This window comes from Streptomyces sp. NPDC005931 (assembly GCF_042871235.1).
GTDB lineage: Bacteria > Actinomycetota > Actinomycetes > Streptomycetales > Streptomycetaceae > Streptomyces.
This window is the reverse complement of sequence record NZ_JBIAIG010000003.1, coordinates 394,209-412,340: the sequence shown is the minus strand read 5'-3', so window position 1 is coordinate 412,340 and position 18,132 is coordinate 394,209. Positions and strand designations below refer to the sequence as shown.

The following is an 18,132-nucleotide window of genomic DNA, read 5'->3' as shown; positions in this document are numbered from 1 at the left end:
CCGCGGGCGGAAGGCTCGCCCGGGTCGGCGGCGCGGCTCTTGCGGACTGCCTCTCGGGTGGGAGGTGAACATGGCTCACATGTTCGATAATGCGAACGCCATTTGATGACGAACAGGAGGCAAGGCAGGAGACCGGGGAGGTCACCGGGGCAGGACGAACCGGCGGGGTCCGCCGTGACGGTCAGGCCGCGCGGGGGGCGAAGGGCAGCAGGACGTCCGTCCCCGGCTGGACGACCCCGTACATGCCCTCGGGCACCTCGTTCCAGGCGCCGGGCAGGTCACCCAGGGGTTCGGACACGATGAGGCGGGTCTCGTCGGAGATCTCGTTCAGGAACGCCACGTCCGGATGCAGGGAGCGCAGGGTCTCCACGCGTGTGCTGTAGAAGAGCGAGCGCGAGTGCCGCTCGCTGGAGTAGCGGAAGGCCCACAGCCGCTGCCCGTCGGTCACCGCGACCGTCATCTGCAACGGGAACTCCACCCCGTGCTCCCGGCCGCTCCGCTCCACCAGGCCCGCCATCTGCGCGACCGCGCCGGGCGGGTCCTCCGCCAGACCGAAGGTGAGCGCCAGGTAGAACATCAGCTCCGAATCCGTGGACCCCTCCATGGAGGGGAAGAGCTCCGGGTCGACGGCCAGGACGAGGTGGCGCCGCAGGCGGTGGAACTCGGCAATCGCCCCGTTGTGCATCCACATCCACTTCCCATGGCGGAAGGGATGGCAGTTGGTCTGCTGCACGGCACTGCCCGTGGAGGCCCGGATGTGGGCGAAGAACAGCGGCGAGCGGACGTGCCCGGCGATCTCCCGCAGATTGCGGTTGCTCCAGGCCGGACCGATGTCCCGGACCACCGCGGGGGTGTCCTTGTGCGACCCGAACCAGCCGACGCCGAACCCGTCGCCGTTGGTCGTCTCGACCCCGAGCCGGGAGTGCAGGCTCTGGTCGATCAGTGAGTGCACCGGCCGGTACAGGATGCTCTCGAGCAGGATCGGAGTGCCCGAGTAGGCGAGCCAACGGCACATGCTCCACCGCCTTCCCGACCACGCGGCGCAGTGGTCTCCCCTCAGGTTGCCAGCCTTCCGTGGCGAACGCGCGGCCGAGGCGCCTCGACTACCGTCGTCGTCATGCGCACCGCCCCCGCCCTCGCCGACGCGCTCGCGGACGGCACGGTCGTCCTCGACGGCGGCCTGTCCAACCAGCTCGCCTCGGCCGGGCACGACCTGAGCGACGAGCTGTGGTCGGCCCGGCTGCTCGCCGAGGACCCCGAGGCGGTCACCGAGGCCCACCTCGCCTACTTCCGGGCGGGCGCGGACGTCGCCATCACCGCGAGCTACCAGGCCACCTTCGAGGGCTTCGCCAGGCGCCGCACCGGCCGTGCTCGGGCCGCCGAGCTGCTCGCGCTCAGCGTCGAGTGCGCCCGCGAGGCCGCCCGCAGGGCCGGGGCGGCGCGCCCGCTGTGGGTCGCCGCCTCCGTGGGTCCCTACGGGGCGATGCTCGCGGACGGCTCCGAGTACCGGGGCCGGTACGGGCTGACGGTCGGCGAGCTGGAGCGCTTCCACCGCCCCCGCATGGAGGTGCTGGCCGCCGCCGCTCCCGACGCGCTCGCCCTGGAGACGGTCCCCGACACCGACGAGGCGAAGGCCCTGCTCGGTGCCCTGCGCGGGCTCGGCGTGCCGGCCTGGCTGTCCTACTCGGTCACCGGCGGGCGCACCCGCGCCGGGCAACCCCTCGAGGAGGCGTTCGCGCTCGCCGCCGACGCCGACGAGGTGACCGCGGTCGGCGTCAACTGCTGCGCCCCCGATGACGCCGGCCACGCCGTCGCCCTCGCCGCCCGCGTTACCGGCAAACCCGTCGTCGTCTACCCCAACAGCGGCGAGACCTGGGACGCCGGGGCCCGCGCCTGGACCGGCCGCCCCACGTTCTCCGCCGAGCGGGTCGCCGGGTGGCAGCGGGACGGGGCCCGGTTGATCGGCGGCTGCTGCCGGGTGGGGCCGCGGACGATCACCGAGATCGCCGCGGTGGTCGGGGGCGCGTAGGGCCGCCACCCGCCGGTCCCGCAACGCGCACCGCACGATCTCGCCCGGGCCTCCGCTCCGTTCCGCCCGACGTGCCCGCGGGCTCCGCCCCCGGTAGCAGCATCCGCCCGCACGCGCCTGGCTCCCGACCCCACCCGCGGCACGGCCGGCACGCCGCCCCCGCTGCCGTACACCTCGACGCGTACGACGAGCGCCGGACGCGCCCGCCGCGCGCGGCGGGTACGGAGCGCGTTCCGCGACGCGGAACAGCTGAGGAGAGAAGGGGAGTTGGTATGGGCGGGAAACCCCCGGCGCGGCGCCCCCCGTGACGTGGCCGCGTTTCCGTCACTGCCTGCGCAGAGCCCCACTGCGGCGCAGCCGGCGTATCACCGAACGGAGTTCCGGCGCCGACGCGGGCGCGGCCGGCTCCGCGACCGTGCCGGCCGTCGCCCACAACGCCAGCTCACGGTCACGCGGCCCGTGTACGACCCGCGGCGCACCCTCACCGAAGATGCGCACGGGACGGTCGGCCCCCCACCGCTCCCACCCGGGCGCACCGTCGGAGACGAACCGCACCCACGCGCCGTGCATCGCGTCGGCCAGGTCGGGCGGCGCGCCGTCGCCCGCGAGCTTGCGGGACTCGGGCGTGTCACCGCTGTCGAAGACGAACCCGAGTTCCAGCGCGTGGCAGGAACCGAGCCCGGGCCGCTGGGACGGCCAGGCGAACTCGTAGACGTACGAGGCGTCTTCGCGGCCGTCGGCAAGGCGGTGCAACGGAATGCGCAGCAGGTGGTCGGTGATCATCTGGCCGACGATCTCGACGGTGCCGGCCTCGGGATTGAGCGCGCGGTAGCCGCGCGGGACCTCGCTGCCGCAGCGGCAGCGGGCCATCGCACCGGCCACGGCGACCGCGCCGAGCCGGTCCACGCGGTCCACCAGCCCGCCCGGGACCAGCCACAACCGGTACTCGTCGCGGGTCCAGCCGGTGAGGAGGTCGACGCCGGGCGCGGCGCCGTCGACGAGGGCGTCGAGGGGGTCGCGCGGGACGAGGTCGCCGTCGACGACGATGCCGAAGGCGGGCCCGCCGAGCAGGGGGCTGCCGAGCCGGCCGACCTCGGCCTGGACGCGCAGCAGCTGGGCCCGGTCCACGGCGGCGAACGCCTCGGCGGTGGCGGGGACCTTGAGCCGGCTGGCCATGCGGCGCACCACCCGCCGCACCCGGTCCCGGTCGGTCGTCTCCGGCGGCCCGCTCTGCAGGACGGCCCGCCGGACCAGCCCGCGGGCCTGCGGCGCGGCGACGAGCGCGCCGGTGCCGATGGCCCCGGCGGACTGGCCGCCCACGGTGATCCGGCCGGGGTCACCGCCGAAGGCCGTGATCGCGTCGTGGACCCAGCGCAGGGCGGCGAACTGGTCGCGCAGGCCGGGGTTGGCGGGCGCGTCCGGGAAGAGCCCATAGCCCTCGACGCCGAGACGGTAGTTGACCGACACGCACACCACACCGTCGCGGGCGAAGGTGCCCCCGTCGTACACCGGCACCGCGGAGGACCCCCGGGTCAGGGCGCCGCCGTGCAGCCACACCAGGACGGGCAGGCGGGCGCCTGGGGCCGGGTCGGGACTCCACACGTTGAGGTTGAGGCAGTCGTCCCCGGGTACGACCGGGTCGGACAGGTACTGTGCGAAGGCGTCGGAGTAGGGCGGCTTCGGCGCGGTCGGCCCGAAGACGAGGGCGTCGCGCACGCCGTCCCACCGCTCCGGCGGCACGGGCGGGCGGAACCGGCCCGGGCCGAAGGGCGCGGCGGCGTAGGGGATACCGCGGAATACCGCGACACCGCGCTCCCACCGGCCGCGCACCGCCCCGTACGGCGTGCCGACCACGGGGTTCGTCGCCCGGTTCGTCGTCATCGCCACCAGCCCTTCACCGCGCCGTGCTCCGTCGCCGGGCCCGTGCGAACTCGCCGGTACTACAGGAGCAACACGCCATGGAGTCGGTATTCCGATCCGCACCGCGCGCGAAACGGCCCCGGCGACGGCCGCCCGCCGCGCCCGTTCAGTCGACGACCGCGGTGGCCTCGATCTCGACCAGGTGCTCGGGGACGTCGAGGGCCGCCACGCCCAGCAGCGTGCCCGGCGGGGCCGGCGTGGTGCCCAGCTCGGCGGCCGCCCGGGAGACGCCCTCGAGGAAGGCGGGCATCTTGTCGGGGGTCCAGTCGACGACGTGGACGATCAGTTTCACCACGTCGTCGAAGCTCGCGCCCACACCGGCCAGGGCGGTTCCGACGTTGAGGTAGCACCGCGCGACCTGGGCGGTGAGGTCGCCCACGCCGACCGTGGTCCCGTCGGCGTCCCAGGCGACCTGCCCGGCGACGTGGATCAGCTTGGAGCCGGTCGCGACCGAGACCTGACGGTAGGCGTCGATCTTCGGCAGCCCGCTCGGGTCGATCAGGGTGACGGCCATGGGTCGGCCTCCTTCGCTCTCTTCCGGTTACCTGGGAACCGTAGGAGAGTGGGCGCTGACATGGAAGGACGCACTTTTCGGTGACCGAGTAACCCGATGGTGACCGAGCAGGTCGGCGCGGGGATCGTCGGCCGGCGTCGTGCGAGCCGGGGCCCGCACCTCCGACCGGGTCCGCCGGGCACGCCCAGGCTCCCGGGGTGGCTCCCCGCCGACGGGATGTGGCAAGATCGCGGCGACGGAAGCGGAGGAACTCCGGTGCGGGCCCGATGGCCCAAGTCCGGGGCGGGCCCGCCACTGTGACCGGGGAGCTGTCTCCCGCTGATGGCCACTGGCAGCCGGTGCGAGCCGGCCGCTGGGAAGGCCGGGAGCCGGCGCCGGTGCCCGTGCCGTGGGGACGGCCGGGCCGCCGAGATCCGGGAGCCAGGATATTCCGCCCGTCCCGCAGCCAGGCACCTTCGATCCCGCCCGGGCACGGACCGTCCCGGCGGCGTGGAGAACCGCCGACAGCGGAAGGTTTTCCCGTGATGCCCTCACCCGGCACCGATCCCACCCGTTCCCCCGCCGTCGCCCCCGTCGACGGCACCGCCGGTCCCGATGCAGGCCGGCTGCTGGAAACCACCCTGGCCGCCATTGCCCCCGCCGACCCCGGCGCCCTCGCCGCGGCCCGCCACCGGCAGACCCGTCTGACCAAGCCGCCCGGCTCGCTGGGGCTGCTGGAGGACGTCTCGGTCCGGTTGGCTGGACTGGCCGGCACCTGTCCCCCGCCGCTGCCCGAACCGGCCGCCGTGGCCGTGTTCGCCGCCGACCACGGTGTGCACGCCCAGGGTGTCAGCGTCTGGCCGCAGGAGGTGACGGCCCAGATGGTCGCCAACTTCCTCGCCTCGGGCGCGGCCGTGAACGTCCTGGCGGCCCAGACCGGCGCCCGAGTCGTGGTCGTGGACGTCGGCGTGGCCACGCCGGTGCCGGACCTGGACGCCGCCCCGGGACGGCTGATCCGCCAACGGATCCGCAGCGGAACCGCGGACATGACCCGCGTCCCGGCGATGACCCACGAGGAGGCGGTCCGCGCCGTCGAGGCCGGGATCGAGGTGGCCGGGGCGCTCGTCGACGACGGCTGCCGCTGCCTGCTCACCGGCGACATGGGCATCGGCAACACCACCGCGTCGGCGGCCCTGATCGCCGCGTTCACCGGTGCGGACCCTGAGCGCGTCACCGGTCACGGAGCGGGAACCGACGAGGCCGGCCGACGGCACAAGGTGGCCGTGGTGCGCCGGGCACTGGGCCTGCACCGCCCGGACCGGCGGGACCCCCTGGGCGTGGTGGCGGCGGTCGGTGGCCTGGAGCACGCCGCGATCGCCGGATTCGTGCTGGGCGCCGCCGCCCGCCGCGTCCCGGTGATCCTGGACGGCGTGATCGCCTCGTCGGCGGCCCTGGTCGCCTTGGCCCTGTCCCCGGACGCCCTGGCCGCCTGCGTGGCCGGACACCGCTCGGTGGAGCCCGGCCACACCGTGGCCCTGGACCACATGGGCCTGCGTCCCCTGGTCGACCTGGAGCTGCGGCTGGGCGAGGGAACCGGAGCCGTGCTGGCCCTCCCCCTGGTGCAGGCCGCCGCCCGCACCCTGCGCGACATGGCGACCTTCGACACGGCGGGGGTCACCGACCAGCAGATCTGACCCGCCCGCCCGCCGCCCCACCGGCTCCGCGCCAGGTCCGTGACGGCCACGACGCCGTCACGGCCGGTCGGGCGGCCGGGCCGGTCGGGCGGGGCGTGGCCGAACCAGGGGGTGCACGGGGGCACGGACGCGGGCACGGACGGCGTCCCCTCCAGTGTCCCCGGGGGCCACGGGGAGCCTTTTCGGGCCGGTCGGTCCGGCGAGCACGAGAGCCGGTGGACCGGTGGCCTCCGCCCCGTTCCGCGCTCTCTTGTGGTTACTGGTGAACCATAGGAGAGTGTCCGAGAGGACACCTTCACCGGCAGGGGAACGGATGGGAACCAGGCAGTTCGACGGCCCACCCGCGGACGAGCACCTGCGGCGCGCGGACTCGCTCGCGCGGGAGATCTTCTCCGACGTGGCCAACAAGTGGGCGTTGCTGATCATCGAGGCGCTCGGTGAGCGCACCCTGCGCTTCGGCGAGCTGCGCAAGGAGGTGGCGGGGATCAGCCACAAGATGCTCACCCAGAACCTGCGGATGATGGAACGCAACGGCCTGGTGGAGCGCACGGTGCACCCGACGGTACCGCCGCGCGTCGAGTACACCCTCACCGAACCGGGCCGGGCCCTGCGCCGCACGGTCGACGCGCTGTGCGACTGGACCCACACCTACCTCGGCCACATCGAGACGGCCCGCCGCGCCTTCGACGCGTGACGCACGCCCGCCGGCCGGCCGGCCGACGAGCCCGACCGCCGCGATCCCCACTCGTGCCCCGGCATCCCCACTCGTGCCCCGCGATCCCTGCTCCTCCCCCGGGACCCCACCAGGACCCTGTGCGAGGCGGGGGCCGGTGGCTCAGCCCCCGGCGCCCACGTCGTTGTTCGGGGCACCGTCGCCCACGGGCGGGAGATCACCGCGCTCGGCCGGGGTAGAGGGTCCGGCGGGAGTGTCCGGTGCGGCATGCGCGGGCGGCAGGAGCTCGGCGATCTCCTCGCCGGACGGACGGTGGACGCTCTTCGCCGCCTCCCGCAGCACGTCCTCGGGAACCCCGTCGCCCGCCACCCGTACGACGTGGTCACCCTTGTCGACGCACACGACCGTCGGCTCCCCGCAGCCCGCGCCGGAATGCCCGGCCCGGTCGACGGACAACCGCAGCTGCCGTCCCCCCTGTGCGGAGACGTACGTGGCGGAGAACCCGTCCGCGCCGTGCACACCGACGGACTGCCGGGCCAGGGTGAACCCGGGCGCCGTGGTGACATAGACCAGCTCGGGGTCCACACCGAGGGCCCGTGCGCGGGCGGTGAGTTCGGCGGCGGTGGCCGCGCCCGGCCCGTCGGCGGGCGCTGTCCCGGCATCCGCCTTCTCGCTCCCGCAGGCTGCGGCGAACAACAGGGCGGGGAGCAGCAGCACGGACGGGGCGAGGGCACGCACGGCACGGATCATGCGTCCATCCAACCCAATGCACCCGGCCGACGCCAGGCATCCTGGACGCGGCGGGCCCGACTGTCCGATTTCTTCAAGACGGCACGCCCGAACCGTCCCTACGGTGGCCGCATGAGTGCGCGATTCGATGCCATCGGCCTGGTCGTCTCCGACATGGCGGCTTCCGTCGCCTTCTACCGCCGCCTCGGCTTCCCGTTCCCCGAGGGAGCGCAGGAGCAGGGGCACGCGGAGGCAGAACTGCCGGGCGGAATGCGGTTGTTGCTGGACACGGAGGAGGTGGTCCGCTCGTTCCACGCGGGCTGGGAGGCTCCGGCGGGCGGCGGCAGGACCTCACTGGCCCTGCGCTGTGACGGACCGGGCGACGTGGACGCGCTGTACGAGGACCTGGTCGCGTCGGGCGCCCACGGGGAACTGAAGCCGTGGGACGCGGTGTGGGGCCAGCGCTACGCCGTGGTCCTGGACCCCGACGGCAACGGGATCGATCTGTACGCGCCGCAGTAGGTACCGACGGCCCTAGGGGCGGGCACCGGCCAGCAGTTCCCGCAGCGGCAGGCCGGTCAGGTCCCGGACTTCCCGGGCGAGATGGGCCTGGTCGGCGTAGCCGGCACGGGCGGCCGTCTGCGCGTAGGGGGTACCGGACCGGGCCAGGTCCAGGGCCCTGCGCAGCCGGAGGATGCGCGCGAGGGTCTTCGGCCCGTACCCGAAGACGGCGAGCGACCGCCGATGCAACTGGCGTGCGCCAAGCCCGAGTTCATCGGCGGTGGCGGCCACGGACCGTCCCCCGTCGAGGGCGGCCACGACGCGCCGCGGCAGGGGGTCGCCCGCTCCGGCCTCCGCCGCCCTGAGGAGTGCCAGTTCCTCCAGGCCCCGCGCCGGATCCCCCGTCGCGTTCACCCGGCCGGTCAGCCGTCGCACCTCCGCCGCCGGCCAGAGATCCGCCAGTTCCACCCGCCGGTCCCGCAGCTCGTGGGCCGGTACGCCCAGCAGCGCGGGCGCCGTCCCGGGGAAGAAGCGGACCCCCGCCCACCCGCTCGCCGCCCCCTCGGTGACGTACGCCCGCGTGTCGGGCCCGGCCACGAACAGCCGCCCTTCGTGCCAGAGCAGATCCATGCACCCGTCGGGCAGCACCCGCCCGCCCCCGCCCGGCGACTTCACCCACACCACGGCCCCGTCCACCCGGCACGGCCACTCCCTGTACACACCGGCCAGGCTACGCCGCGGCACGGGATGCCGGTCAGGTCTACGGTCAGGTCTCCTCGCCGCGCACCGCACCCGTACGCCAGTCCTGGGGGCTGACCCCGTAGGACCGTTTGAAGGCGGTGGACAGGGCGAACGCGCTCCCGTAGCCGACCTGGTGGGCGATCGCGGCGATCGTGGCGTCCGAGTCGCGCAGGCGGTCCGCGGCCAGGGCGAGGCGCCAGGCGGTGAGGTAGGTCATCGGGGGCTCACCGACCAGGCCCGTGAAGCGGCGGGCCAGAGCGGCCCGGGACACCCCGGCCTTGGCCGCGAGCGCGGCGACCGTCCACGGGTGGGCGGGGTCGTCCTGGATCAGGCGCAGCACGCGGCCGACGACCGGATCCGCCAGCGCCCGGTACCAGTCCGGCGCCTCCGCGTCCGGGCGGGCGAACCACGCCCGCAGCGCGGCGATGACCAGCAGGTCCAGCAGCCGGTCCAGGACGATCTCCTGTCCCGGCTCGTCCCGCACGACCTCCTCCATGAGCACCGGCGTGAGCGGGCAGTCCCACACGTCCGCGGTGAGGGAGAGCAGGGGCGGAAGCGCGTGCAGCAGGCGGCCGCCGATCTCGCCGCGCATCTGGTACGTGCCGATCAACGCCACCGTCTCGCCGTCCGTCCGGTCGCCCCAGGTGCGGACGCCCAGGTCCATCACGCCGTTCAGCGGCCGCCCGTCGGGATAGCTGCACTCCCCACCCGGCAGGATCAGCGCCTGCGGTGCCGTGTCCGGGTGGTCGGCGCACGTGTACGGGTCGGGGCCACGCGCGATCGCCAGGTCGCCGGGGCCCAGCCGCAGCCGCTCGCCCTCGTCCGGCACGACCCACGCCGCGCCGCGCACGAGCAGCATCACCGTCAGCGGGGCGCGGTCCTCGATGCGCACGGCCCACGGTGGGTCGAAGCACGCCCGGATCATGAAGGCGCCGCGGGCGCGCGGGCCCTCCAGCAGACCGGTGAGTGCGTCCATGGGGTCAGCGTAGACGCGGGCTTATGCGCGTGAGTCGTTCGACGATGGTTCCCCGCCGCGTACGGGAGTTGACTCGTCGGCATGACGACACAGGACAGCAACGAGAAGACGACCGTGGTCGTGACCGGCGCCTCCGGGCGCACCGGGAGCCGGGTCGCGCGGGCCGCAGGTGCGGCGGGGATGACCGTACGGGCGGCGTCCCGGGCCACCGGGTTCGACTGGGCCGACCGGTCGACCTGGGCCGGCACCCTGCGCGGCGCCGACGCCGCCTACCTCGTCCACCCGGCCGACGTCGGAGCCCCGGGCACCGCGGAGGCGGTCGGGGACCTCGCCCGGGAGGCCGTGGGCCTCGGCGTGCGGCGGCTGGTGCTGCTGTCCGCGCGGGGCGAGGACCAGGCGCTGCCCACCGAGGAGGCGCTGCGCGCGTCCGGCGCCGACTGGACGGTCGTGCGGGCGGCCTGGTTCGCGCAGAACTTCAGTGAGGGGCCCCTGGTGGAGGAACTGCGCCGGGGCGGCCTGGTCTTCCCGGCCGGTGAGGTGCCCGAGCCGTTCGTGGACGTGCGGGACATCGCCGACGTGGTCGTCACGGCGCTGGCGTCCGGGGAGCGGTACGCGAAACAGGTCCTCTCCGTCACCGGGCCCCGCCTGCTGACCTTCGGGGATGCGGTCGCGGAGATCGCCTCGGCGACGGGGCTGGGGCTGACGTACCGGTCGGTGCCGGCGGCCGACTACCGCGAGGCACTGACCGGCTTCGGCGTACCGCCGGAGGAGGCCGCGTTCCTCACCGACCTGTTCGCCACCCTCCTCGACGGCCGCAACGCCCACGTGGAACCCGGCGTGCGGGAGGTACTGGGCCGCGAGCCGCGGGACTTCACGGACTTCGTACGGGAGGAGGCCGCGGCGGGCACCTGGAAGCCGTGAGCACCGGGAGCGGGCCGCGGGCGGGCGGGCACGGCGGGCACGGCAGGCGCGGCAGGCGCGGCAGGCGCGGCAGGCGCGGCAGGCGCGGCAGGCGCGGCAGGCGCCACCACAGCGCACGGGACGCGGGCCCGCCGCGCGGCACGCCGGGGCCGCGGGCGGGAGCCGCGGGCTACTTCTCCTCCTCCGGCGGTCTCTCGCCGTGTCTCGGGTGGGTGGTCCTCACGTGGGTGCGCAGCCGGGCCGTGACGTCCTCCGGGGGAAGGAAGCGGGACCAGCGCTCGGGGAACTCGGAGGGCATGTCGGGGTCGGCCTCCCCGGCCGCGGCGGCGCGGGCCACGTACTCGGCGACCTGGGCCTGGCGGAGCCGTTCGTTGGCCTCGCGGGCCGCCGCCGTGGCCGCGGCCGGCCAGACGCGGTCGATGGCGGCGTTGACCGCGGCGCCCACCAGCACGGCGAACGCGGACACACCGATCCACAGGAGCACGGCGACCGGCGCGGCCAGGGAACCGTAGATGGTGGGTCCCTCGACCGTGTTGGTCAGGTAGAGGCGGAGCAGGAAGCTGCCGAGCACCCACATGGCGAGGGCCACCAGCGCGCCCGGCACGTCCTCGATCCACGGGGAGCGGACGGGTACGGAGACGTGGTAGAGCGTGGTCAGGAAGGCGATGGACAGTAGGATCACGACCGGCCAGTACAGGATCTGGACGACCGTCGTGGACCAGGGGACGATCCGGACGACCGCGTCCGGCCCCGCCACCATCAGCGGCAGCGCGACCGAGCCGATCAGCAGGGCCACTATGAACAGCAGGAAGGCCAGCAGCCGGGTCTTGACGATGCCGCGGACGCCGTCGAGGCCGTACATCACGGTGATGGTGTCGATGAAGACGTTCACCGCGCGGGAGCCCGACCACAGGGCGAACAGGAAGCCGATGGAGATGACGTCGGGCCGGCCGCCTTTCATCACGTCGTGCAGGATCGGCTCCGCGATCTCCTTCACGCCCCGGTCGGACAGCACCGTGCGGGACGCCTCGAGGAGGTTGCGCTGGAGGCTCTGGATGGTGTCGGCGCCGGTCCAGGCGTCGACGTAGCCGAGCAGCCCGATCATGCTGAGCAGCAGCGGCGGTACCGACAGCAGTGTGAAGAACGCCGCCTCGGCGGCCAGACCGAGGATGCGGTACTCCATGCAGGAGTTCACGGTGTCCTTGAGCAGCAGCCAGGCGGTCCTGCGCTTGGAGACGTTCCGGTAGAGGGCCCTGGCCCGGTGGAGGCGGCCGGAGGGCGCATCGGGGGTTTCACTTGCTGGCTGCACGCCCTAAAGGTATCCGTCGCGCCTGGTGGCACTCATCCACAGGCCGACTCCGCCGGGAGGGACCCCGACCGGGCGGGGCGGCCGGGTCCTCCGAGTGAGCGGGGCGGTACGCGGGGTAGGTTCGCAGACATGGCAGGCACCACGCACACCGTGACCAACCAGGCTCCCCCGCTCGTGCAGTACGACGTGTTCCGCGCCGACCGGGCCCTGGTGGAGGCGGTCGAACGGCACCTGGCCCCCGACGTGCTGGACGAAGGTCTGTCCGAGCTGTCGGCGCTGGGGCGCACCTCCGGCTCCGCCCAGGTGCAGGAGTGGGGGGCGCAGGCCAACGAGAACCCGCCGCGGCTGCGCACCCACGACCGCTACGGCAACCGCGCCGACGAGGTCGACTTCCACCCCGCCTGGCACCGGCTGCTCGGCAAGGGCGTCGCCGCGGGGCTGACGGGGGCCTGGACGCGGCCGGGCGGGCACGTGCGGCGGGCGGCGGCGTTCCAGGTGTGGACACAGGTCGACGCCGGCAACTGCTGCCCGCTGTCGATGACGCACGCGGCGGTGCCGGCGCTGCGCACGGACCCGGCGCTCGCCGCCGAGTGGGAGCCGCGGCTGACGTCGGAGATCTACGACCGGGGGCTGCGGCCCGTCCGGGAGAAGGCCGGCGCGCTGGCCGGGATGGGTATGACCGAGAAGCAGGGGGGCAGCGACGTCCGGGCGAACACCACGTCCGCGCGGCCGCTGGCCGAGGACGGGACGTACGAGCTGACCGGGCACAAGTGGTTCTGCTCGGCGCCGATGTCGGACGTGTTCCTCGTGCTGGCGCAGGCGCCGGGAGGGCTCACCTGTTTCCTGGTGCCGCGCGTGCTGGAGGACGGCACCCGGAACGTGTTCCGTCTGCAGCGGCTCAAGGACAAGCTGGGCAACCGGTCCAACGCCTCCGCGGAGGTCGAGTTCGCCGGCACCTGGGCCCGCCGGGTCGGGGACGAGGGACGCGGGGTGCGCAGCATCATCGGGATGGTGGCGGCCACGCGGCTGGACTGCGTCCTGGGCTCCGCGGGGCTGATGCGCCAGGCGGTGGCGCAGGCGGTGCACCACTGCGGCTACCGCGAGGCGTTCGGCGGGAGGCTCGTCGACAAGCCGCTGATGCGCAACGTGCTGGCCGACCTCGCGCTGGAGTCGGAGGCGGCCACCACGCTGGCACTGCGGCTCGCGGCGGCGTACGACGACGGGGGCGAGCAGGAGCGGGCGCTGCTGCGGATCGCGGTGCCGGCGGCGAAGTACTGGGTGACCAAGCGGTGCTCGCCGGTCGCGGTGGAGGCGGCGGAGTGCCTGGGCGGCAACGGGTACGTGGAGGAGTCGGGACTGCCCCGGCTGGTCCGCGAGTCCCCGCTGAACTCCATCTGGGAGGGAGCGGGCAACGTGCAGGCGCTGGACGTGCTGCGGGCCCTGCGCCGCGAGCCCGGCGCGCTGGACGCGTACCTCAGGGAGGTCGGGCAGGCCCGCGGGGCGGATCACCGGCTGGACGGGGCGATCAAGAACCTGCTGACCGAACTGGCCGACCTGGAGGGTGCCGAGGGGCGGGCACGGCGGTTGGTCGAACGGCTCGCGCTGGTGCTCCAGGGCTCCCTGCTGGTGCGCCACGCGCCGCCCGAGGTGGCCGACGCGTTCTGCGCGGCGCGGCTGGGCGGGGACGGGGGCGCGGCCTTCGGGACGCTGCCGCACACGCTGGACCTGGCGTCGATCGTGGAGCGGGCGCGGCCGGTGTCCTGAGAGGCGGCCCGGCCCCTGAGGCGGGGTCCGACGTCCCGAGGCGGGGTCCGGCGTCCCGAGGCGGGTCAGGTCCCGCGGGGCAGCGTTCGATGTGCTGGGGTGGGCCGGGTTCCCCCGGGCGGGGCCCGGTTCTCCGGCTCCGGTGGTGCGACGCGGGGGTGGTGCTGCGCCGACACGGCACCACCCCCGCCGCACTGGCCCGTTCGAGCCACTGAACGCCGCTCGGGACGGCGTGGGACAAGTTTCAAACACTCCGGGACGCTCCGCCAGGGTTGCAGGGGGTTGCAACTTGCTGCTGACTGTGTGCGTACTGTGCGCCACCGGCAGCGGCGAACGGGCACTATGAGACCAGCAGTCAAGAACGGATTTCGGTCTCGGGGAGGACCAGTGGCGCTCTCGCCGATGGACGTGGCGCACCTGGCCGCCGTCGACACGTCGCGCGCGGCCCGGGTGCTGGACGAGGTGCGCTCCGCCACCCTCGCCGGGCAGCGGGCGCCGGTGGCTCCGCGCCCGGTGATCGAGGAATCCTGGCAGCGGATGCGGCGTCACGGCGTCGACCCGGATCGCGGGCTGCGCAGCGGACTGCTGTCCCCGGAGGAGGTCCGGCGGCGGCGGGAGACGTCGGCGCTGCGGCATGTGCTGCCGGTGCTGCGGGAGGGGCTGCTGTCGGTCGCGGACGTCGCCCACCACATCATGGTGGTCGCCGACGAAGAGGGCCGGGTGTTGTGGCGGGAGGGCAGCACGCCGGTGCTGCGCAAGGCCGACGGGCTGGGCTTCGAGATCGGCGCCGACTGGCGCGAGGACGTCGTCGGCACGAACGGGGTGGGCACGCCGGCGGTGACCCGCCGCCCGGTGCAGGTCTTCGCCTCGGAGCACTTCGTGCGCTCGCACGCCACCTGGACCTGTGCCGGCGCGCCCATCACGGATCCCCGGGACGGCCGACTGCTCGGCGTGGTGGACGTGAGCGGGCCCCTGGAGACGATGCACCCGGCCACGCTCGCGTGGGTCGACTCGGTGGCGAAGCTGGCGGAGGCCCGGCTGCGGGAGATGCACCTGGAGTCGCTGGAGCGGTTGCGGGCGGTGGCGGCGCCGGTGCTGGCGCGGATCGACGGGCGGGCCATGGTGGTGGACCGGCAGGGGTGGACGGCCGCGGTGACCGGGATGCCGTACACGAACCGGCTGGCCCTGCCCGGGTCGGTGTCGGCGGGGATGCGCCGGCTGCCGGGGCTGGGGCGCTGCTCACTGGAGCCGCTGGCCGGGGGCTGGCTGGTGCGGGCGGCGGACGAGCCGGTTCCGCCCGGCGCCACGCGGATCGTGCTGGATGTGAGGGGGCCGCGCCGCTGGTCGGTGGAGGTGGCGGACGGATCGAGCTCCTGGAGCCGGGAACTGAGCCCACGGCACGCGGAGTTGCTGTACCTGCTGGCCGTCCACCGTTGCGGCCGCACCGCGGCGGGCCTGGCGGAGGACATGTTCGGCGACCCGGCCCGCACGGTGACGGTCCGGGCGGAGATGTCCCGCGTCCGCCGCTACCTCGGCCCCCACCTGGAGCACCGCCCCTACCGCTTCCCCGAGAACACCGAGGTCGACGTCCTCCTCCCCGACAACCCCGAGGACCTCCTCCCCCACTCCACGGCCCCGGCGCTGCGCCGGCAACGCGCCGCGGCCCGGAAACACCGAGCCGTCCCGCACGGCTGAGCCGCCGCAGGGGTGGGACGCCCGATGGGGGTGCGGCGCCGCAGGCACGGGTGCGGCGCCGCAGGATGCGCAGCACCCAGGCAGGGGGTACGAATCCCGCAGAAGGTGCAACACCCAGGCAAAGCGTGCGACACCCGCAAAAGGTGCAACGCCCGCAGGAATCGCGACACCCAGGCAAAGCGTGTGACACCCCCAGGAGGTGCGGCACCCAGGCGGCAGGTGCGGTGCCCGCAGGAGGTGGGTCGCCCGCAGAGACCGGACCGAACCGCCCGCGGGGGCAGCGGCAGCCGGGGTGGCGGCGTGATCCGGCCCTCCGCGGTTTCGCCGTGGGCAGCCGGGGCCCGCGGGGACGGGGGTCCGCAGCCCCCGGTTCATACGCATGTGCCCGTCGACACCCACTCGGGGCTGCGGATTCCGCATATTTGCGGGGTCTTCGTCCCCCGGCCGGGTTCGCTGCCGTAGCATCCCGATACGGGCCACCCCACCTGCTCCACGGTCAACCTACGGATCACTGGGCGCAGTTGGCTCGTCTCGGGAGGACGTCATGAAGCATCGGGGCAGACACCGTCGGCGCAGGCGGGGCAGAGCGCTGCGCGCCGCGCTGGCCGGAACCGCCCTCGCGCTCACCGCAGCGGCCACGATGATCAGCGCGTCGCAGGCCGACGTCGCCGACAACCCCGGGGCGCTGAAGCCGCTCACCCGGTCCACCGAGACCGCGCCCCTGCGCCTCACCGAGCACCCCGTACCGCGTGCCTCCCTCGACCGGCTGTCCGAGGGGATGGGCCGGCCCGTGGGCGTCGAGTCCGTGCTCGCCGACACCGACGGCGCCCTGCGGGCCGCCCGGGCCTGCCCGGCCGAGGACAGGCGCCGCCTGCCCGTCGAGCCGGCGGCCACCCGCGCGTACTGCTGGGACGCCGCCGACACCGGCGGGCTGCGGCCGGGCGCGGTCACCGCCTCGGGGGACGCGCACGACGCCGGTCGCCGGGGCACGCACCGGGTGATCCTGTCCGGCTGGAGCCCCGGCACGACGGACGGCCCCGCCCGCGTCGCCTTCGTGGACGCCGACGATCCCGGCGACCTGCGCTACGCCTGGGCCCTGCTGGCCGTGCCCGTCGACGGCGGGCGCGACTACCGGGGGCTCGCCTCGGACGTGTCCGGCATGGTCCGGTACCAGGACAAGCTGCTGGTGACCGCGGGCCGCGGGGACGGCAGCGCGCTGTACGTGTACGACCTGGACCGCGTCCAGCGGGCCACCGTGTCCCGCCCCGAGGTGGGCAGGGTGCCCGGTGGCTGGTCGGCGGCCGGAGCCCGGTTCGTGCTGCCCGCCGTCGCCTCCTACCGCCCGGCCGGCGCGGACTTCCCGCACCCGGCCGGCCTCTCCCTGGACCGCGGCACCACCCCCGCCGGCCTCGTCGCGCACGACTCGGTGACCGGCGACGACGACCGGCCCACCCGGTTGTGGCGGTACGCGTTCAGCATCGATCCGGCCCGCTCAGGACTGCTCGCCACCGACCCCTCGGGGCTGGCCGAACCGCTCGCGGTGTACGAGACGAAACTGACCGACGTCCACGGTGTGCTGGCCCACGGCCCGGCCTGGTACCTCGGACGCACCGTCGGGGCGCCGGACCAGCACGGCACCCTGTGGCGGCAGGACACCGACGGGTCCCTCCCCGTCCGCTGCGGCGCGGACGGCACGCACCGCTGCTGGAGCGGGCAGACGGCATCAATGTCCCACGTACCGGAGACCGGCGAGGTCTGGTCGCAGTCCGGCCGGATGCTGTTCGTCCTGCCCCTGACCTCGATCGACCGCGCCCTCGGCTAGCCGCCCGACAGGCTCCCCCACCCCCATCAGGCGTTCGACAGATGTCCGTGCCGGATGGTTCCCTGTCCGGCATGACCACCATCCCCGTGACCACCTGGTCCCTGGAGCAGACCGCGCCCACCGACCTCCTGCCGGCCGCCGCGCCCGAGGGGGACGTCCGGGTCGTCCGCTCCGAGGTGCCCTCCCCCGAGTTCAGCCGGTTCCTGTACGCGTCGGTCGGCGGCGACATCCGCTGGACCGACCGTCTGGGCTGGACGTACGCGCAGTGGCTCCAGTACCTGGGCCGGCCCGGCGTGGAGACCTGGGTCGCGTACGACCGCGGGACACCGGCCGGGTACGTGGAGCTGGAGCCGCAGGACGACGGGGTCGTCGAGATCGTCTACTTCGGGCTGCTGCCCGCCTTCCGGGGGCGGCGCATCGGTGGTCATCTGCTGTCGTACGGCACGGCCCGCGCCTGGGACCTGGCGGAGCGCTGGCCCGGGCTGAAGCCGACCACGCGGGTGTGGCTGCACACGTGCAGCAAGGACGGCGAGCACGCCATGGACAACTACGGGCGCCGGGGCTTCAAGCTGTTCGACACCAAGGTCGAGGAAGAGCCCGAGGTGGCCACGCCGGGCCCCTGGCCGGGTGCTTACCTCGCCTGACCAGTACGGACAACCCCGTCCGCGCCCCTTGTGACCAAGGACACTCCTGTCTCTCATTTCGAGACAAGGGTGTCCACATTCTGGATGAAGCTGGACTGTGTCCAGATCGCCGTGACACGCTTCCGCCATGCCTGGAACTGGAATCGCCTTGGTGAGTCGGCGGCACGTCGACCTCGGCCGCATGTCCAGCGCCATCTGTCCGGCGCGCTGAGAACACACCA

General features: G+C 74.4%; 17 protein-coding genes and 1 riboswitch. Of the genes, 10 read left to right on the top strand and 7 right to left on the bottom strand.

Annotated elements, in window-relative coordinates; translation table 11 throughout:
* Positions 1–181: 181 nt before the first annotated feature.
* Positions 182–1,015 (bottom strand): class II glutamine amidotransferase, encoded by an 834-nt coding sequence (locus ACFYOV_RS09385; RefSeq protein ID WP_389084893.1) that lies wholly within the window; start codon positions 1,013–1,015, stop codon positions 182–184.
* A gap of 102 nt (positions 1,016–1,117) precedes the next feature.
* Between ACFYOV_RS09385 and mmuM the strand changes: the two genes are divergently transcribed.
* The gene (gene mmuM / locus ACFYOV_RS09380; RefSeq protein WP_389084891.1) at positions 1,118–2,029 is read left to right on the top strand and encodes a homocysteine S-methyltransferase; all 912 of its coding nucleotides are present in this window, start codon (positions 1,118–1,120) and stop codon (positions 2,027–2,029) included.
* A 324-nt stretch (positions 2,030–2,353) separates the two neighbouring features.
* Here the strand turns inward: mmuM and ACFYOV_RS09375 are convergent, their stop codons facing one another.
* Together ACFYOV_RS09375 and ACFYOV_RS09370 are read right to left on the bottom strand one after the other, a co-directional pair.
* Positions 2,354–3,910 (bottom strand): carboxylesterase/lipase family protein, encoded by a 1,557-nt coding sequence (locus ACFYOV_RS09375; protein ID WP_389084888.1) that lies wholly within the window; start codon positions 3,908–3,910, stop codon positions 2,354–2,356.
* A 145-nt stretch (positions 3,911–4,055) separates the two neighbouring features.
* The gene (locus ACFYOV_RS09370; protein ID WP_389084886.1) at positions 4,056–4,463 is read right to left on the bottom strand and encodes a RidA family protein; all 408 of its coding nucleotides are present in this window, start codon (positions 4,461–4,463) and stop codon (positions 4,056–4,058) included.
* A 244-nt stretch (positions 4,464–4,707) separates the two neighbouring features.
* Positions 4,708–4,894: riboswitch (cobalamin riboswitch) on the top strand.
* 93 nt (positions 4,895–4,987) lie between these two features.
* Here ACFYOV_RS09370 and cobT point away from each other — a divergent pair.
* Together cobT and ACFYOV_RS09360 are read left to right on the top strand one after the other, a co-directional pair.
* Positions 4,988–6,136 (top strand): nicotinate-nucleotide--dimethylbenzimidazole phosphoribosyltransferase, encoded by a 1,149-nt coding sequence (gene cobT, locus ACFYOV_RS09365; RefSeq protein WP_389084884.1) that lies wholly within the window; start codon positions 4,988–4,990, stop codon positions 6,134–6,136.
* Between the two features lie 313 nt (positions 6,137–6,449).
* Entirely contained in the window at positions 6,450–6,830 is a 381-nt protein-coding gene (locus ACFYOV_RS09360; RefSeq protein WP_389084881.1) for a winged helix-turn-helix transcriptional regulator, read from the top strand.
* Between the two features lie 141 nt (positions 6,831–6,971).
* On the opposite strand, the gene ACFYOV_RS09355 is transcribed toward ACFYOV_RS09360, so the two are convergent.
* Complete coding sequence (locus ACFYOV_RS09355; RefSeq protein ID WP_389084879.1) at positions 6,972–7,559, bottom strand: hypothetical protein; 588 nt, start codon at positions 7,557–7,559, stop codon at positions 6,972–6,974.
* A gap of 111 nt (positions 7,560–7,670) precedes the next feature.
* On the opposite strand from ACFYOV_RS09355, the gene ACFYOV_RS09350 reads away from it, so the two are divergent.
* The gene (locus ACFYOV_RS09350; protein WP_389084878.1) at positions 7,671–8,060 is read left to right on the top strand and encodes a VOC family protein; all 390 of its coding nucleotides are present in this window, start codon (positions 7,671–7,673) and stop codon (positions 8,058–8,060) included.
* Between the two features lie 12 nt (positions 8,061–8,072).
* On the opposite strand, the gene ACFYOV_RS09345 is transcribed toward ACFYOV_RS09350, so the two are convergent.
* Entirely contained in the window at positions 8,073–8,759 is a 687-nt protein-coding gene (locus tag ACFYOV_RS09345) for a helix-turn-helix domain-containing protein (RefSeq protein ID WP_389084875.1), read from the bottom strand.
* 46 nt (positions 8,760–8,805) lie between these two features.
* Positions 8,806–9,756: an AraC family transcriptional regulator gene (locus tag ACFYOV_RS09340; protein ID WP_389084873.1), complete on the bottom strand. Its 951-nt coding sequence runs from the start codon at positions 9,754–9,756 to the stop codon at positions 8,806–8,808.
* 81 nt (positions 9,757–9,837) lie between these two features.
* Between ACFYOV_RS09340 and ACFYOV_RS09335 the strand changes: the two genes are divergently transcribed.
* Positions 9,838–10,677, top strand: coding sequence for an NmrA family transcriptional regulator (locus ACFYOV_RS09335; protein WP_389084870.1), 840 nt, complete (start codon positions 9,838–9,840; stop codon positions 10,675–10,677).
* A 169-nt stretch (positions 10,678–10,846) separates the two neighbouring features.
* On the opposite strand, the gene ACFYOV_RS09330 is transcribed toward ACFYOV_RS09335, so the two are convergent.
* Positions 10,847–11,986, bottom strand: coding sequence for a YihY/virulence factor BrkB family protein (locus ACFYOV_RS09330; RefSeq protein WP_389084868.1), 1,140 nt, complete (start codon positions 11,984–11,986; stop codon positions 10,847–10,849).
* Between the two features lie 129 nt (positions 11,987–12,115).
* Between ACFYOV_RS09330 and ACFYOV_RS09325 the strand changes: the two genes are divergently transcribed.
* The 5 genes from ACFYOV_RS09325 to ACFYOV_RS09305 all read left to right on the top strand — a co-directional run bounded on the left by ACFYOV_RS09325 (position 12,116) and on the right by ACFYOV_RS09305 (position 18,122).
* Positions 12,116–13,750 (top strand): acyl-CoA dehydrogenase family protein, encoded by a 1,635-nt coding sequence (locus ACFYOV_RS09325; protein WP_389084866.1) that lies wholly within the window; start codon positions 12,116–12,118, stop codon positions 13,748–13,750.
* 402 nt (positions 13,751–14,152) lie between these two features.
* The gene (locus ACFYOV_RS09320; RefSeq protein WP_389085605.1) at positions 14,153–15,445 is read left to right on the top strand and encodes a GAF domain-containing protein; all 1,293 of its coding nucleotides are present in this window, start codon (positions 14,153–14,155) and stop codon (positions 15,443–15,445) included.
* Between the two features lie 544 nt (positions 15,446–15,989).
* Positions 15,990–17,267: a hypothetical protein gene (locus ACFYOV_RS09315; protein WP_389084863.1), complete on the top strand. Its 1,278-nt coding sequence runs from the start codon at positions 15,990–15,992 to the stop codon at positions 17,265–17,267.
* 71 nt (positions 17,268–17,338) lie between these two features.
* Entirely contained in the window at positions 17,339–17,911 is a 573-nt protein-coding gene (locus tag ACFYOV_RS09310; RefSeq protein ID WP_389084861.1) for a GNAT family N-acetyltransferase, read from the top strand.
* A 127-nt stretch (positions 17,912–18,038) separates the two neighbouring features.
* Positions 18,039–18,122: a putative leader peptide gene (locus ACFYOV_RS09305; RefSeq protein ID WP_310887545.1), complete on the top strand. Its 84-nt coding sequence runs from the start codon at positions 18,039–18,041 to the stop codon at positions 18,120–18,122.
* The last annotated feature ends 10 nt before the right edge of the window (positions 18,123–18,132 follow it).